The following is a 15,417-nucleotide window of genomic DNA, read 5'->3' on the forward strand; positions in this document are numbered from 1 at the left end:
TGCTGATTGGTCGCACAGATATGGAAGTGTTGTATTTTTAATGCTAGTGACACTACCGAGATCTACACTGACCTTAACACTCTTTCCCTCACCGACGCTCGTCCGATCTGCAGAGCGCCGCATGGGCCGGCATGCAGGCGTACGCGGGCACGCCGTGACGCGACCCGCGCAGCCGCGATGAACGCGACCGGCACGCATCGCGCATCGCCGCTCGCGCGGCAGGCCTTCGCCGCTTACGCGGCGCTCGTCGTCTACGCGTCGCTGTATCCGTTCGACGGCTGGGTGTCGCTCGGCATCGGGCCGTTCGATTACCTGTTCGCACCGATGCAGCGCTACGTGACCGCCTTCGACGTGGTCACGAACGTGCTCGGCTATCTGCCGTTCGGCGCGCTCGGCGTGCTCGCGCTGCACCCGCGCTGGCGCGGCGTGGCCGCGACGCTGATCGCGGGTGCGCTCGGCGTGCTGCTGTCGGGCGCGATGGAAGCGCTGCAGACCTACCTGCCGACGCGCGTCGCGTCGAATCTCGATCTCGGCGCCAACGCGCTCGGCGCATTGCTGGGCGCGGCGCTCGTCGCGCCGGCCACGGGCGCGCTGCTCGACCGCGGCGCGCTGCGCCGGCTGCGTTTCGCGTGGTTCGAGGCCGACGGCGCGACACCGCTGCTGCTGGCCGCGCTGTGGCCGTTCGCGATCCTGTTTCCGTCGCCGTTCCTGTTCGGCATCGGCGACTGGCCGGCCGCGCTGTGGGAACGCGCCGACGCGTCGATGCAGGACGCGCTGCTCGCGTGGCTGCCGGCCGCGTGGCGCGTCAGCGAATGGCCGGAGCGGGTCGACGGCTGGCTGTCCGATTCCGCGTGGGAGGCCGTGCTCGGCGGGCTGATGCTGTTCGCCGCGCTGGCGATCGCGTCGCTCGCGATGCGGCCGCGCGCGCCGCGCATCCGGCTGCTGGTCGCGCTGGTCGTCGTCACGCTCGTGCTGAAGGCGGCCGCGACGTTCATGCAGTCGGCCACCGGCCTCGTCGTCGTGTGGGCGACGCCCGGCGCGCGGCTCGGCATCGAGCTCGGCTTCGCCGCCGCGCTCGTCGCGCTGCGCGTGCCGCAGACCTGGCGCGCGGCGCTCGCGGCGCTGGCGCTGCTGGCCGGCGTGGCGCTCGTGAACCTGCTGCCGGTCAACCCGTTCTTCGACTTCACGCTGTCGGGCTGGCGGCAGGGTCGCTACGTGCACTTCAACAGCATCGCGCGCTGGCTCGCGTGGATCTGGCCCTATGCGGCGCTGATCTGGCTCGGCCAGCGCGTCGAGCATGCGTGGCTGCCGGGCGCGCTGCGCCGCTGACCGGGCCGCCGGGGTGGGGCGGCAGCGGCGCTTGCGCGGGCAGCCGCGTGCGCCGGTCGCTATAATCGTCCGCATCCTCCGTTGCCTCCCGCGCAACGGCAATCCATCGCCCTTCTTTTCGGCACGGCGTCGCGCCGGGCCGCTCGTCACCACCATGGATTCCTACTACCAGCACCACGTCTTCTTCTGCCTGAACCAGCGCGAACCGGGCGCCGAACGTCCGAGCTGCGCGCAATGCGATGCGCAGACCATGCAGGAGTACGCGAAAAAGCGCGTGAAGGAACTCGGCCTCGCGGGGCCCGGCAAGGTTCGCATCAACAAGGCCGGCTGCCTCGACCGCTGCGAGGAAGGGCCCGTGATGGTCGTGTATCCGGAAGGCACGTGGTACACGTACGTCGACCAGGCCGACATCGACGAGATCGTCGAATCGCACCTGCGCGACGGCAAGGTCGTCGACCGCCTGAAGATCTGAGCGGGCCGGCCGAATGAACGTACATACGCAGAAATCGCTGATCGCGGGTCCGGTCGGGCAGATCGAAATCGCGGTCGACCTGCCGGATGCCGTGCGCGAAAGCGGCGTCGCGCCGCGCGGCATCGCGCTCGTCGCCCATCCGCATCCGCTGTTCGGTGGCACGATGGACAACAAGGTCGCGCAGACGCTCGCGCGCACGCTCGTGCAGCTGAACTACGTCGTCTACCGGTCGAACTTCCGCGGCGTCGGCGCCACCGAAGGCGTGCACGACAACGGCGCCGGCGAAGCCGACGACCTGCTCGCGGTGCTCGCGCACATGCGCGCGCAGCCCGCGTACGCGGACCTGCCGCTCGTGCTCGCGGGCTTCTCGTTCGGCACCTTCGTGCTGTCGCACGTCGCGAAGCGGCTGCGCGACGCGGGCGAGTCGATCGAGCGGATGGTGTTCGTCGGCACGGCCGCGAGCCGCTGGCAGGTGGCCGACGTGCCCGAGAACACGCTCGTGATCCACGGCGAAACCGACGACACGGTGCCGATCGCGTCGGTGTACGACTGGGCGCGGCCGCAGGAGCTGCCGGTCGTCGTGATCCCCGGCGCCGAGCATTTCCTGCATCGCAAGCTGCACGTGCTGAAGCGCATCATCGTCGACGCGTGGCGGTAACCGGCGCCCGCGCGCGGGGGTGACGGCCGCAGGCCGGTGCCCGCAGCGCGTGCCCGCGCTTGCCGCGGGCGCGACCCGCCCGCGCGGCATCGCGCCGCACGCGGCGCTCGCTTCGACTTGCACGCCGCCTGCACGCGCCTTTCGAGGGGCTTCACGCGCGATCGCCTACGGTAGCTGCCCGAGGCCGAGGCGTGCTGTCCGCCGACGGGTCGGGGCTCGACTTCCGCCGCCCTCGATGTGCCGTCTTTCCGCATCCGTGGCGGCATCGCCAGGCGCCCCGGCGCGGCCGGGCGGTGCGCCGGTTTGCGCGATGCCGCGAGCGCGAGTCGGCCGGCACATCGACACCGTTTCGCACCGAACGCGACACTAGGTTCGCGAAAACGCCCTGCGCGGCCACGTATAATGGCCGGATTCCGCGTCGCCCGCGGCCCGGCTGGGCCCATGCGGCGCTCGTTTCGCCGCCTGTCCGCCCGCTCGCGACGGCCGCGAACCGAACGCGTCCGCACGAGTCCAACCGGCGCGTTTCGCGCCGCCCGACGCTGTCGGGCGCGTGCCCGGAACGCCCGCCGCCTTGCCGTTCAACCCTGCGCGTTTCGCACCGCACTTTCTGCCATCAGCCTGAATCGATCATGCGTCTGTCTTCCCAAGGCCTCAAGTCCCTCGCTTCCTCCATCGCCTTCGGCACCGCCGCGCGCAACGTCGCGCTCGGCGTGATGCTGCCCGTCGCGCTCGCATCGACGATCGTCGTCGCCGAGGCGAAACCGGCCGCCAAGGCCAAGGCCGCGCATGCGGCGCCGGCCGCCGAGCAGTTCACCGGCGCGCCCGCGACCTACATGCCGGGCGCGGTGCCGCCGCCGGGCGTGAACGCGCGCTCGTGGGTGCTCGTCGACGCGACCAGCAACACGGTGCTCGCATCGGGCAATGCGGACGAACGCGTCGAGCCGGCCTCGCTGACGAAGCTGATGACCGCGTACCTCGTGTTCGAGGCGCTCGACAAGAAGAAGATATCGATGGAACAGATCGTCACGCCGAGCGACGCCGTGCGCCGCGTCGGCCGCGACGAGTCGCGCATGTTCATCGAGGCGAACAAGCCGGTGTCCGTGCATGACCTCGTGTACGGGATGATCATCCAGTCGGGCAACGACGCCGCGATCGCGCTGGCCGAACTCGTCGGCGGCAGCGAAGGGCAGTTCGTCACGCTGATGAACGACGAAGCGCAGCGCCTCGGCATGAAGGGTACGCACTTCGCCGACGTGAACGGCATGCCCGACCCGAACCACTACACGACGGCCGGCGACCTCGCGAAGCTGTCCGCGCACCTGATCCGCGATTTTCCGCAGTACTACAGCATCTTCTCGGAGAAGGAATTCAAGTACAACAACATCCGCCAGGGCAACCGCAACCGCCTGCTGTGGCTGGATCCGACGGTCGACGGCCTGAAGACGGGCCATACGCAGGCGGCCGGCTACTGCCTGATCGCATCGGCGAAGCGCGCGATTCCGGGCGTCGACGGCCAGCGCCGCCTGGTGTCGGTGATGATGGGCGAGCAGAAGGAAGGCGAGCGCACGCAGGACAGCATGAAGATGCTGAACTACGGCTACAGCGCGTTCGATTCGGTGCGCCTGTTCAAGGGCGGCCAGGCGATCTCGACGCCGCGCCTCTACAAGGGCAAGGAAAACACCGTGCAGGTCGGCGTGAAGAGCGACCAGTGGGCGACCGTGCCGCGCGGCCTCGGCGACAAGGTCAAGACGGAGGTCGACGTCAACGCGCCGCTGATCGCGCCGCTCGCGGAAGGCCAGCAGGTCGGCACCGTGAAGATCGTCGCCGACGGCAAGACGCTGTCCGAATTCCCGGTCGTCGCGCTGCAGGCGGTGCCGGAAGCGGGTATCTTCGGGCGTATCTGGGACTCGATCCTGCTGATGTTCAGCAAGAAGAAGTAAGCCCGACGGGCCTTTGTTTTCACGACTTCATCCCCATCTGTCATCACTATGAGCCAAGCCGAATTCGAACCGATCGTCTACCTCAGCGTTGCGTCGCAGGAGGAACTGGTGCCGCTGTCCGAAGCCCGTGTGCCGGTGCTCGACCGCGGGTTCATCTTCGGCGACGGCGTGTATGAAGTCGTGCCCGTTTATGCGCACGACGGCGCGCACGTGCCGTTCCGGATCGATCAGCATCTGGAGCGGCTCGCGCGCAGCCTGAAGAAGATCGGCATCGACGATCCGCACGACGCGGCCGGCTGGCGCGCGCTGATCGAGCGCGTGGTCGCGGCGAATGCCGAAGGCCTCGGCGACGGCAACGCGCTCGTCTACCTGCAGGTGACGCGCGGCGTCGCGAAGCGCGGCCATGCGTTCCCGGCGAACGCGGTGCCGACGGTGTTCGCGATGACGAGCCCGCTGCGCCTGCCGTCGGAAGAGGAGCGCGCGAAGGGCGTGCGCTGCGTGACGGCCGAGGATCGCCGCTGGCTGCATTGCGACATCAAGTCGATCTCGCTGCTCGGCAACGTGCTGATGGCGCAGCATGCGGCGGAGCGCGACGCGTTCGAGACGCTGCAGCTGCGCGACGGCAACCTGACCGAAGGTTCGTCGTCGAACGTGTGGATCGTGAAGAACGGCGAGCTGATCGCACCGCCGCGCAGCAACAAGATCCTCGAAGGGATCCGCTACGCGCTGGTCGAGCAGCTGGCCGACGAATGCAAGATCCCGTTCGTCGCGCGCGAGATCAGCGAAGTGGAGTTGCGCGCGGCCGACGAGATCATGATCACGTCGGCCACGAAGGAAGTGCTGCCCGTCACGTTGCTCGACGACCTGCCCGTCCAGGGCGGCAAGCCGGGCCCCGTGTTCGCGGCGTTGTACGACGCGTACCAGCGTGCGAAGGCACGCGAGTTTGAACAGTTTGACCTAACCCGGAGAAAGTGATGAGCGAACCGACCAAAACCATCGAGGTGACCGGCGCGATCGATACCCGGAAGGAGTCGCTGCTGGAGTTTCCGTGCGATTTCCCGATCAAGATCATGGGCAAGGCGCACCCGGAGTTCAAGGACACGATCTTCAAGGTCGTGGCCGTTCACGACAACGAGATCGATGTCGAGAAGATCGAGGAGCGCGCGTCGAGCGGCGGCAATTACACGGGCCTCACGATTACCGTGCGCGCGACGAGCCAGGAACAGCTCGACAGCATCTACCGCGCACTGACCGGCCATCCGATGGTCAAGGTCGTCCTTTAAGCGCCTTCCAGCCGCCTGAGCGCTTTCCATCCTCCTTCCCGCGCGCACTCGGCGGGGGTCTTCCCCGCCGCGCGCCGCGCGTCCAGCTCGTCGCACAGCCGCTTGTATTCCACGACCTGCTCGAACAGCCAGGTCCTGAACGCCTGCACGCGCGGCGTGTTCAGAAGCGGCGGCGGGCACACGAAAAAATAGTGCCACGGGCTTTGCCCGTCGATGTCGAACAGGCGCACGATGCGCCCGTCGAGCAGGTCGTGTACCGCGAGCGAGCGGCGCACCAGCGCGATGCCCTGGCCGTCGATCGCGGCCAGCAGCAGGTTCGACGAATCCTGGTACAGCACCCCCCGTTTCGGCTCGGTCAGCGTATCGAGCCCGGCCGCGTCGAACCACGGCCGCCACAGCTCGTCGTCCGAGCGCAGCAGGTTGTAGTGGACGAGATCGGCGGGCGTTTGCGGCAGCTTGCCGCCGTTCAGCGTCGGCGCACAGGCCGGAAAGAACACCTCCTCGAACAGCGGCTCGACGTGCAGCCCCGGATAGGTGCCGGAGCCGAAGCGGATCGCGAGGTCGACGTCGTCGCGCGCGAAATCGGTGAGCGAGTTGGTCGACTGCAGCTCGACGTCGATTTCCGGATGCCGCTCGATGAACGAGCCGATGCGCGGCGTGATGAAGCGCGCGGCGAACGACGACAGCATCGACACGACGAGCCGCCGGTCGCGGTCGCTCGAGCGCACCTCGCGCGTCGCGTCCGCGATCACCATCAGCGCGGTGCGGATCTGCTGCGCGTAGCGCATGCCGGCGTCGGTCAGGCACAGCCGCTTGCCGTTGCGTGTGAACAGCTGCACGCCGAGCTCCTCCTCGAGTGCGCGAACCTGGTGGCTGACCGCGCCGTGCGTGACGTACAGCTCGTCGGCGGCGCGCGAGAAATTCTCGTGACGGGCGGCGGCTTCGAACGCGCGAATCGCATTCAGCGCAGGCAGCTGGCGGAGGTCCATTTGCTAATTTTCCTCACATCGACGTGAAAATTGGTCGTTTTGTCGGACGCCTTGAAGTGTCTACGATTGTAGCCATCGAAGCACTTATTGGCGGAGTCGATCATGCAAGAAATCTCTTCAAGCATCACGTTCGAAATCCCGGCGGGCGAAACCGTACCGATGAAGGTACAACGCAGCACGCGGCTGATCGTTCAATGCGGGCCGGTCTGGGCCACGCGCAGCAACGACGTCGACGACTATTTCCTGGTCGACGGCGAGACGCTGAAGCTGCGCCGCGGCGAGCGGCTGTGGCTCAGCGCGGAAGGCCGCGAGGGCGCGTGCGTCGCGTTCTCGGTGTCGCGGCCGCCCCGGGAGGTCGCGCTCGGCGGGCTGGCACGGCTGCGCGAACGCGTGAGCGCGCTGTTCCACGACGGCTGGCGCACGGTCTGACCTGCATGTCGTCCGACGGATACCGGCGATCCGTCCCCGTCCCAAGGCCGGCGAGACCCATGGGTTTTCGGTAAACTACCGTCCATGTCCGTTTCGCCGGTTTACATCGTGTCCACCCCTGTCGCCGTTTCCGCATCGCCCGCCGATTCCCCGGCCCAGCCGGTCACCGTGCGCTGGCGGGGCCTCGAGGCCTACGAGACGAGCTTCGACGCGATGCGCGCGTTCACCGACGCGCGTACGGCCGATACCGGCGACGAGATCTGGGTGGTCGAGCATTCGCCCGTCTACACGCTCGGCCAGGCCGGCGACCCGGCCCACCTGCTGGTGGCCGACAGCGGCGTGCCGCTCGTGAAGGTCGACCGCGGCGGACAAATCACCTACCACGGCCCCGGCCAGATCGTCGTCTACCTGCTGCTGGACCTGCGCCGGCGCAAGCTGATGGTGCGCACGCTCGTGACGAAGATCGAGGAGGCCGTGATCGAAACCCTCGCGGCGTATAATCTCGCTTCGGTCCGCAAGGCGGGCGCGCCGGGGATCTACGTGGCATCCGGCGTGCACGAGGGCGCGAAAATCGCGGCCCTCGGCCTGAAGATCCGCAACGGCTGCAGCTATCACGGGCTCAGCCTGAACGTGAAGATGGATCTGCGCCCGTTTCTTGCGATCAACCCGTGCGGCTATGCCGGACTGGAAACCGTCGACATGGCGAGCCTCGAGGTTGCCGCCGACTGGAACGACGTCGCGCACACGCTGGTGCGCCGTCTGATCGCCAACCTCGACGGCGCATCCGCGGCCGCCGACAAGCCGCAGGCACTGGAACAATCGAATGACTGACGTTACCGCTTCTCCCGCACCGGCCGATTCGGCCGCCACCGCTGCCTACGATCCGACCGCCAAGCAGAAGGCGCAGGCGAAGACGGCGCGCATCCCGATCAAGGTCATTCCGATCGAGAAGCTGAAGAAGCCCGAGTGGATCCGCGTGAAGGCGGCCACCGGCAGCTCGCGCTTCAACGAGATCAAGACGATCCTGCGCGAGCACAACCTGCACACCGTGTGCGAGGAAGCGAGCTGCCCGAACATCGGCGAATGCTTCGGCAAGGGCACCGCGACGTTCATGATCATGGGCGACAAGTGCACGCGCCGCTGCCCGTTCTGCGACGTCGGCCACGGCCGCCCCGATCCGCTCGACGCCGACGAACCGAAGAACCTCGCGCGCACGATCGCCGCGCTGAAGCTCAAGTACGTGGTGATCACGAGCGTCGACCGCGACGACCTGCGCGACGGCGGCGCCGCCCACTTCGTCGAGTGCATCCGCGAAGTGCGCGAGCAGTCGCCGGAAACGCGCATCGAGATCCTGACGCCGGACTTCCGCGGCCGTCTCGACCGCGCGATCTCGATCCTGAACGCCGCACCGCCCGACGTGATGAACCACAACCTCGAAACGGTGCCGCGCCTGTACAAGGAAGCGCGCCCGGGTTCGGACTACGCGCACTCGCTGAAGCTCCTGAAGGACTTCAAGGCGCAGCATCCGGACGTCGCGACGAAGTCGGGCCTGATGGTCGGCCTCGGCGAGACGGAGGAGGAAATCCTGCAGGTGATGCGCGACCTGCGCGCGCACGACGTCGACATGCTGACGATCGGCCAGTACCTGCAACCGTCCGAGCACCACCTGCCGGTGCGCGCGTACGTGCATCCGGACACGTTCAAGATGTACGAGGAAGAGGCGTACAAGATGGGCTTCACGCACGCGGCCGTCGGCGCGATGGTGCGGTCGAGCTATCACGCCGATCTGCAGGCGCACGGGGCCGGCGTGGTCTGAGCGCCGCGTTCGCGCAGCAGTCTCATGCAGTCGAAAAAAGCCCGCAGCGATGCGGGCTTTTTCGTTGCCGCGCCGGCCGTCCGTGCTGCCGCACGGCAATCGCCACCCGACCGGACACGCGATCCGGTCGAACGTGGAAAGCAAAGCTGAAACGGCATCGATAGCTTCGCAGGATAAGTTCGCTCCCGCGGCACACAAAGCTCGTAAAGTCGGCTCTCCCGCAGCAATGCCCGCATTCCGAAGGAGAGCCGCATGTCCCGTTTCAGCTTCATCCGCCGCGCCGTCGTCGCGCTGACCGCCTTTGCCGCGCTCGGCGCGGCGCACGCCGAATCGCGCGAAGTCGTGATCGCGTACCAGGACATGGTCGTGCCGTGGCGTTACGCGCAGGCGAGCGGTGAAGTCGAAAAGGCGACCGGCTACAAGGTCACGTTCCGCAAGCTCGACAGCGGCGCCGACGTGATCCGCGCGCTCGCGTCGGGCTCCGTGCAGCTCGGCGAAGCCGGGTCGAGCCCGATCGCCGCCGGTCTGTCGCAGGGGCTCGACATCTCGCTGTTCTGGGTGCTCGACAACATCAACGACGCCGAGGCGCTCGTCGCGCGCAACGGCTCGGGCGTCACGAACGTCGCATCGCTGAAGGGCAAGAAGATCGGTGTGCCGTTCGTATCGACGTCGCACTTCCATACGCTCGTCGCGCTGCAGGCAGCGGGCGTCAATCCGAACGACGTGAAGATCGTCAACCTGCGTCCGCCCGAAGTCGCGGCCGCATGGGCGCGCGGCGACATCGACGCGACCTACATCTGGGATCCGGTGCTCGCGAAGGTCAAGCAGTCGGGCACCGTGCTGACGACGTCGGGCCAGGTTGCGAAAGAAAGTGGCAAGGCGACCTTCGACGGCTTCGTCGTGAGCCGCAAGTTCGCGCGCGAGAATCCCGAGTTCGTCACGCGCTTCGTGAAGGTGCTCGCGGCGGCGGACGCCGACTACCGCACGCATGCGGCGGCATGGAAGGTCGGCTCGCCGCAGGTCGCCGCGGTCGCGAAGGTGTCGGGCGCGAACGCGCAGGACGTGCCGGCGAGCCTCGCGCTCTACGCGTTCCCGACGGCAGCCGAGCAGGCGTCGCCGACGTGGCTCGGCGGCGGCGCGCAATCGGGCGCCGCGAAGTCGCTCGCGGCCACGGCCACGTTCCTCAAATCGCAGGGCACGATCCAGACGGTGTTGTCCGACTATTCGGCCGGCGTCGATCCGCAGTTCGTGCAGAAGGCCGCGCGCTGAGCGCGGCGATCATCGCGGAGTCCCGAGCATGAGCACGCTGGAAGTCCGTCAGGTATCGGTTGCCTATCCGGGCGAGCGCGGCAGGCCGACGACGCAGGCGCTCGCGCGCGTCGACCTGCGTATCGATGCCGGTGAATTCGTCGTCGCGCTCGGCGCCTCCGGGTGCGGGAAGACGACGCTGCTGAACTGCATGGCCGGCTTCGTCGCGCCGACGACGGGCGACGTGCGCGTCGACGGCGTGCCCGTCACGGGCCCGGGCGCCGATCGCGGCGTCGTGTTCCAGAAATACGCGTTGCTGCCGTGGCTCGACGTGCTCGACAACGTCGCGCTCGGGCTGCGCTTCGCGCGCGTGAAGAAGGCCGAACGCGAGGCGCGGGCGCGACAGATGCTCGCGCTCGTCGGGCTCGACCATCATGCGCATGCGCGCGTGTACGAGCTGTCGGGCGGGATGCAGCAGCGTGTCGGCATCGCGCGTGCGCTCGCGAGCGACCCGCGCGTGCTGCTGATGGACGAGCCGATGGGCGCGCTCGACGCGATGACGCGCGGCTCGATGCAGGCGCTCGTGCTCGACGTGTGGGCGCGTACCGGCAAGACCGTGTTCTTCATCACGCACGATGTCGAGGAGGCGTTGTTTCTCGCGACGCGTCTCGTCGTGATGACACCGGGCCCGGGGCGCATCGCGGAAACCTTCGAGCTGCCGTTCGCGCGTCGCTACGTCGAATCGCGCGATGCGCGCGCGGTGAAGTCGTCGCCGGATTTCATCGCGTGGCGCGAGCGGCTGATCGCGTACCTGCATCGCGACGAGGCCGTCGCGGAGCACGCATGACGAGCGAACTCGCGCGGCACGGCGCGGCCGTCGGGCGCGGCCGGAACAGCACTTTGCACAGGCAGGACAGCATGAGCACGCAGGATTCGTGGGCGGCCGATCGCGCGGCCGCGGGTATCGAGCAGGGCGGTCGCACGGAACACGAGGCGGCGGTGCGTCGTGCGCCGTCGTCGCGCCGCTACCGGCTGCCGGGGGAAGGGAAGACCGCGCGACTGAGCGCGGCGACGGTCGCGGCGCTGGCCGTGCTGTGGTGGGTCGCGACGCATCGCCAATGGCTGCCGCCGCTGTTCCTGCCCGCGCCGGAAGCCGTATGGGCGGCGTTCGTCGATGCGTGGCACGGGCGCATCCAGGGCGGCCTGCCGCTGTCCGACCATCTGCTGTGGAGCGCCGCGCGCGTGTTCGGCGCGTTCCTGCTCGCGACCGCGATCGGCGTGCCGGCCGGCATCCTGATGGGCGTGAGCCGCGTCGCGCGCGGCGTGCTCGATCCGCTGCTGGAGTTCTACCGGCCGCTGCCGCCGCTCGCGTACCTGCCGCTCGTCGTGATCTGGTTCGGCATCGACGAGACGGCGAAGCTCGTCGTGATCTTTCTCGCCTGCTTCGCGCCGATCGCGATGGCCGCACGCGCCGGCGTGCGCGCGGCGACGGTCGAGCAGATCAACGCCGCGTATTCGCTCGGCGGCAGCTTCGCGCAGATCGTGCGCCACGTGGTGCTGCCGGCCGCGCTGCCGGAAATCCTCACCGGGCTGCGGATCGCGATCGGCTTCGGCTGGACGACGCTCGTCGCGGCCGAGATGGTCGCCGCGACGGCCGGGCTCGGGCAGATGGTGCTCAATGCGTCGAGCTTCCTGCGCACCGATATCGTCGTGATGGGCATCCTGATCATCGGCGCGATCGCGTGGCTGTTCGATCTCGCGATGCGGTGGGTCGAGCGGCGCATCGTGCCGTGGAAGGGGCGCGGCTGAAGCAGCGCGCGGCACGCCCGGATCGGCTGGCGCACGACCGTCAGCGGCCGGGCGTAAGCGGCGGTGAATTCGGCGACGAATGCATCGCGCGGCAGTCGGGGCACCGACGCGCATCGCCGTAGCGGCGATGCCTGCCGCCTGCAATCACGCGCTCATGTTCTGCGCTTGCGCAGGCGCTGCGTCGAGCGAAGCCGCCGGGTCGATCAGCCACGTGAAGTTGTCGCTCATCGCCCTCACTCGCCCATCGCCACCCCTTCCCGACGCGGATCCGCGCCGCCGAACCACACCGTCTGCCCCTGCACGTTCAGCCGCTGGATCCCCTGCAGCCCGGAGTTCATCTCGACGACCTGCACGTCGTGCCCGCGGCCCTTGAGCCCGTCGGCGAGCGCCTCCGACACGCGGCCGCGCTCCAGTTGCGTCGGCCCGTTCATCGACCCGAAGTTCGGCAGCGCGATCGCCTGCTGCATCGTCATGCCCCAGTCGAGCACGCCGACCAGCGTCTTCGCGACGTGGTTGATGATCGCGGGGCCGCCGGCCGAGCCGACGACCATCGTCACCTGTTTCGTCTTCTTGTCGAACACGAGTTCCGGCGACATCGCCGAGCGCGGCCGCTTGCCCGGCTGCACGCGGTTCGCGACCGGCCGGCCGTTGTCGTTCGACACGAACGAGAAATCGGTGAGCTGGTTGTTCAGCATGAAGCCGCGCACCATCAGCCGCGAGCCGAACGCATCCTCGATGCTGGACGTCATCGACAGCGCCTGGCCGTAGCGGTCGACGATCGCGATGTCGGACGTCGACGGCCGTTCGGGGCTGCGATCGTCGGCCATCGCGAGCGTCGCGCCCTGCGGCGCGCCGGCCTGCGCGACGCCCATGCTGGTGTCGCCGATCAGCCGCGCGCGCTGCGCGAGATAGGTCTTGTCGGTGAGGCTCGCCCAGCTGCCGCCCGGCAGCGGCACGAAATCGGGATCGGCGACGTAACGCGCGCGGTCCGCATACGCGAGGCGGCCGGCCTCGCTGAACAGGTGCGCGGCGAACGGCGTCGGCTCGTAGCCGACATCGTTGCGCACCGGCTTCTGCGCGCCGATCTGCTGCCAGTCGGGCATCGCCTCGAGGATGCCGAGCATCTGCGCGATCGCGAGGCCGCCCGACGACGGCGGCGGCATCCCGCACACCACCGAGCGCCGGTAGTCGGCGCACAGCGGCGTGCGCACCTTCGCCTTGTAGCGCGCGAGATCCTGCAGCGACAGCAGGCCCGGGTTGGTCGGGTGCTTGCGCACCTTCGTGACGATGTCGCGCGCGATCGCGCCGCTGTAGAACGCATTCGCGCCGCGCTCGGCGACCTGGCGCAGCACGGTCGCGAGCGCGGGGTTCTTCAGCACCGTGCCGGCCGCCTTCGGCGTGCCGTCGGCGTTGTAGAAGTACGCGCGCGCGGCCGGGTCGTTCTTCAGGTACCGGTCGTTCGCGATCAGCGTCGCGAGCCGCGGGCTGATCGTGAAGCCGCGTTCGGCGAGCCGGATGGCCGGCTGGAACAGCCGGCGCCACGGCAGCTTGCCGTGCGCGCGGTGCGCGGCGTCGAGCATGCGCAGCACGCCCGGCGTGCCGACCGAGCGGCCGCCGACGACACCTTCGTAGAAGCTCATCGGCTGGCCGGTCGGCCCGTAGAACAGCCGGTCGGTCGCGGCGGCCGGCGCGGTCTCGCGGCCGTCGTACGCCTGCGCCGTCTTGCCGTCGAAGTACAGCATGAACGCGCCGCCGCCGATCCCCGACGATTGCGGCTCGACGAGCGCGAGCACCATCTGCGTCGCGATCGCCGCGTCGATCGCGGTGCCGCCGGCCTTCAGCATGTCGTAGCCGGCCTGCGTCGCAAGCGGGTTCGCGGCCGCGATCATGAAGTGCTGCGAGGTCCAGCCCGGCTTGTCGGTCCATCCCGACGACAGTTCGGGCGGGTGAACGCCGGGCAGCGGGACGGCCGCGCCCGATGCGGCGGCGACCGGGACGACGGCGCCCGACGGCGCGGACGGGGACGTGCAGCCGGCGTTGAACGCGACGAGCGCGACGGCGGCAAGCAGCGTCCAGGGACGCGGGTGCGGGCGAATCCGGTCGAACATTGAACCCTCGGCAGCAGTGAATGCGAATGAGGCGACGGCGCCGGCGCAACGCGGCTGCCGGCCCGGCGCGCTATTGTCGCCGCGCCGCCAGCGGATTGTCATCCGACAGAAAACCCTGACGAATCGCGGCGGGCCCGCCCCGGCCGGTCTTTCCGGCCTGTTCGAGGATGAACTCTATGAACGTCGACGTCGCGCGCGTGTGATGCCGGTTCGGCATGTACAGCATGTACATGTGCGTGCCGAAGATGCTGAGCCGGTACGCGTCGAGCGACGTGACGACGGTGCCGCGCCGCATGTCGTCCTGCATCACGTAGTCGGGCACGATGCCGACGCCGATGCCCGCGAGGATCGCCTGGCGCAGGAACAGGAAGTTCTCCGAAATCAACGTGGGTTCGAGCAGCACCTCGTGGCGCTCGTCGCCGAGATACGCGGCGATCCGGAGCTGCCGGCCCATCACCGTCGCGGTGACGACCGGCGCGGCGGCCAGCGCGCCGAGGCTCGACGGCATCCCGTGCGCGGCCGCGAACGCCGGCGACGCGCACGCGACGTAGCGCACCGCGCCCATGTCGCGCGCGACGAGGTTCTGCGGCGGCTCGGACATCACGCGGATCGCGATGTCGACTTCGTCGCGCATCAGGTCTTCGACGCGATTCTCGAACACGACGTCGAGCACGATGCCCGGGTGCAGCCGCTTGAACGCGAGCAGCCAGTCGGACATCACCATCTGCCCGTAGCCGCTCGGCACCGACAGCCGCACGCGGCCCTGCAGGTCCTGGCCGAGCGTCGTCACCGATTCCTGCGCGGCGAGCAGTTCGTTGCGGATGCGCCGGCCGTGCTCGTACAGCTTCAGCCCGATCTCGGTCGGCTCGATGCGCCGCGTCGTACGCCGCACCAATTGCTGGCCGATCGAGCGTTCCAGCTGGTTCAGCCGGTAGCTGACGTTCGCGCGGCTCATCTTGAGCCGCTGGGCGGCCTTGCTGAGATTGCCGGCGTCGAGGATCTCGACGAGTAGCGTCAGCGCGTTCAGGTCCATGTTTTCGCTCCTGATCCGTCCCGTTTAACGGTCGGAATGCATCCAGTGTCAAGTCAGACTTGACAGCTTGTAAAGGCAAGAGGGAATTGTCAATGAATCTCGATCAATCGAGAATCGGGTCATGCCTCGTGCACAGACTGGAGACGCCATGAATGCCCCCGCCACCCCCCAAGCCGGCACGGCTGGGAAACCGACCGGCCGGTGGTCTGGCAGATCACGCCCGATACGGGCAGCCTGGGCATTGCGCAGGCCGCCGCCGACGGCCAGCCCGAGCCGCACTGGGCGCTGTCGCAACTGACGCGC

Annotated in this window: 15 protein-coding genes and 1 pseudogene; 13 read left to right on the forward strand and 3 right to left on the reverse strand. The window is 68.7% G+C overall.

Going from position 1 to position 15,417, the window contains the following annotated elements:
- Positions 1–177 precede the first annotated feature (177 nt).
- The 6 genes from G3N62_RS29445 (at position 178) to G3N62_RS29470 (ending at position 5,682) form a co-directional block, all read left to right on the forward strand.
- Positions 178–1,329, forward strand: a complete 1,152-nt coding sequence (locus G3N62_RS29445) for a VanZ family protein (protein ID WP_124670229.1) — start codon at positions 178–180, stop codon at positions 1,327–1,329.
- Between the two features lie 154 nt (positions 1,330–1,483).
- Positions 1,484–1,801, forward strand: coding sequence for a ferredoxin (locus tag G3N62_RS29450; RefSeq protein WP_011694422.1), 318 nt, complete (start codon positions 1,484–1,486; stop codon positions 1,799–1,801).
- 13 nt (positions 1,802–1,814) lie between these two features.
- Entirely contained in the window at positions 1,815–2,459 is a 645-nt protein-coding gene (locus G3N62_RS29455) for an alpha/beta hydrolase (protein WP_124670228.1), read from the forward strand.
- Positions 2,460–3,088: 629 nt separating this feature from the next.
- Positions 3,089–4,399 (forward strand): D-alanyl-D-alanine carboxypeptidase family protein, encoded by a 1,311-nt coding sequence (locus G3N62_RS29460; RefSeq protein WP_034189196.1) that lies wholly within the window; start codon positions 3,089–3,091, stop codon positions 4,397–4,399.
- Between the two features lie 48 nt (positions 4,400–4,447).
- The gene (locus tag G3N62_RS29465) at positions 4,448–5,374 is read left to right on the forward strand and encodes a D-amino acid aminotransferase (protein ID WP_034189197.1); all 927 of its coding nucleotides are present in this window, start codon (positions 4,448–4,450) and stop codon (positions 5,372–5,374) included.
- On the forward strand, positions 5,374–5,682 hold the full coding sequence (locus tag G3N62_RS29470) for a YbeD family protein (protein ID WP_034189198.1): 309 nt from the start codon (positions 5,374–5,376) through the stop codon (positions 5,680–5,682). The genes G3N62_RS29465 and G3N62_RS29470 overlap by 1 nt, the downstream gene beginning before the upstream one ends.
- Here the strand turns inward: G3N62_RS29470 and G3N62_RS29475 are convergent.
- Positions 5,679–6,671, reverse strand: coding sequence for a transcriptional regulator GcvA (locus G3N62_RS29475; RefSeq protein ID WP_034189199.1), 993 nt, complete (start codon positions 6,669–6,671; stop codon positions 5,679–5,681). The two genes, G3N62_RS29470 and G3N62_RS29475, sit on opposite strands and share 4 nt — an antisense overlap.
- A gap of 102 nt (positions 6,672–6,773) precedes the next feature.
- Here G3N62_RS29475 and G3N62_RS29480 point away from each other — a divergent pair, with 102 nt between their 5' ends.
- The 6 genes from G3N62_RS29480 (at position 6,774) to G3N62_RS29505 (ending at position 11,973) form a co-directional block, all read left to right on the forward strand.
- Complete coding sequence (locus G3N62_RS29480; RefSeq protein ID WP_034189295.1) at positions 6,774–7,100, forward strand: DUF2917 domain-containing protein; 327 nt, start codon at positions 6,774–6,776, stop codon at positions 7,098–7,100.
- Positions 7,101–7,184: 84 nt separating this feature from the next.
- Complete coding sequence (gene lipB / locus G3N62_RS29485; RefSeq protein WP_124608983.1) at positions 7,185–7,931, forward strand: lipoyl(octanoyl) transferase LipB; 747 nt, start codon at positions 7,185–7,187, stop codon at positions 7,929–7,931.
- The gene (gene lipA, locus G3N62_RS29490) at positions 7,924–8,916 is read left to right on the forward strand and encodes a lipoyl synthase (protein ID WP_034189201.1); all 993 of its coding nucleotides are present in this window, start codon (positions 7,924–7,926) and stop codon (positions 8,914–8,916) included. The genes lipB and lipA overlap by 8 nt, the downstream gene beginning before the upstream one ends.
- A gap of 252 nt (positions 8,917–9,168) precedes the next feature.
- Entirely contained in the window at positions 9,169–10,185 is a 1,017-nt protein-coding gene (gene tauA, locus G3N62_RS29495; RefSeq protein WP_034189202.1) for a taurine ABC transporter substrate-binding protein, read from the forward strand.
- Between the two features lie 28 nt (positions 10,186–10,213).
- Positions 10,214–11,011, forward strand: coding sequence for an ABC transporter ATP-binding protein (locus G3N62_RS29500; RefSeq protein ID WP_034189203.1), 798 nt, complete (start codon positions 10,214–10,216; stop codon positions 11,009–11,011).
- A complete protein-coding gene (locus tag G3N62_RS29505; RefSeq protein WP_034189204.1) occupies positions 11,008–11,973 on the forward strand; it encodes an ABC transporter permease subunit in 966 nt (321 codons plus the stop codon). Before G3N62_RS29500 ends, G3N62_RS29505 begins: the two co-directional genes overlap by 4 nt.
- 233 nt (positions 11,974–12,206) lie before the next feature.
- On the opposite strand, the gene ggt is transcribed toward G3N62_RS29505, so the two are convergent.
- Together ggt and G3N62_RS29515 are read right to left on the reverse strand one after the other, a co-directional pair.
- A complete protein-coding gene (ggt, locus tag G3N62_RS29510) occupies positions 12,207–14,081 on the reverse strand; it encodes a gamma-glutamyltransferase (RefSeq protein ID WP_034189205.1) in 1,875 nt (624 codons plus the stop codon).
- Between the two features lie 70 nt (positions 14,082–14,151).
- Positions 14,152–15,114: a LysR family transcriptional regulator gene (locus tag G3N62_RS29515; RefSeq protein WP_034189206.1), complete on the reverse strand. Its 963-nt coding sequence runs from the start codon at positions 15,112–15,114 to the stop codon at positions 14,152–14,154.
- A gap of 174 nt (positions 15,115–15,288) precedes the next feature.
- Between G3N62_RS29515 and G3N62_RS36125 the strand changes: the two are divergent.
- Positions 15,289–15,417 (forward strand): annotated as a pseudogene (locus tag G3N62_RS36125) (lytic murein transglycosylase B); the annotation flags it as partial.

This window comes from Burkholderia sp. Tr-20355, from assembly GCF_017104685.1.
In the GTDB taxonomy this organism is placed as follows: Bacteria; Pseudomonadota; Gammaproteobacteria; order Burkholderiales; family Burkholderiaceae; genus Burkholderia; species Burkholderia seminalis.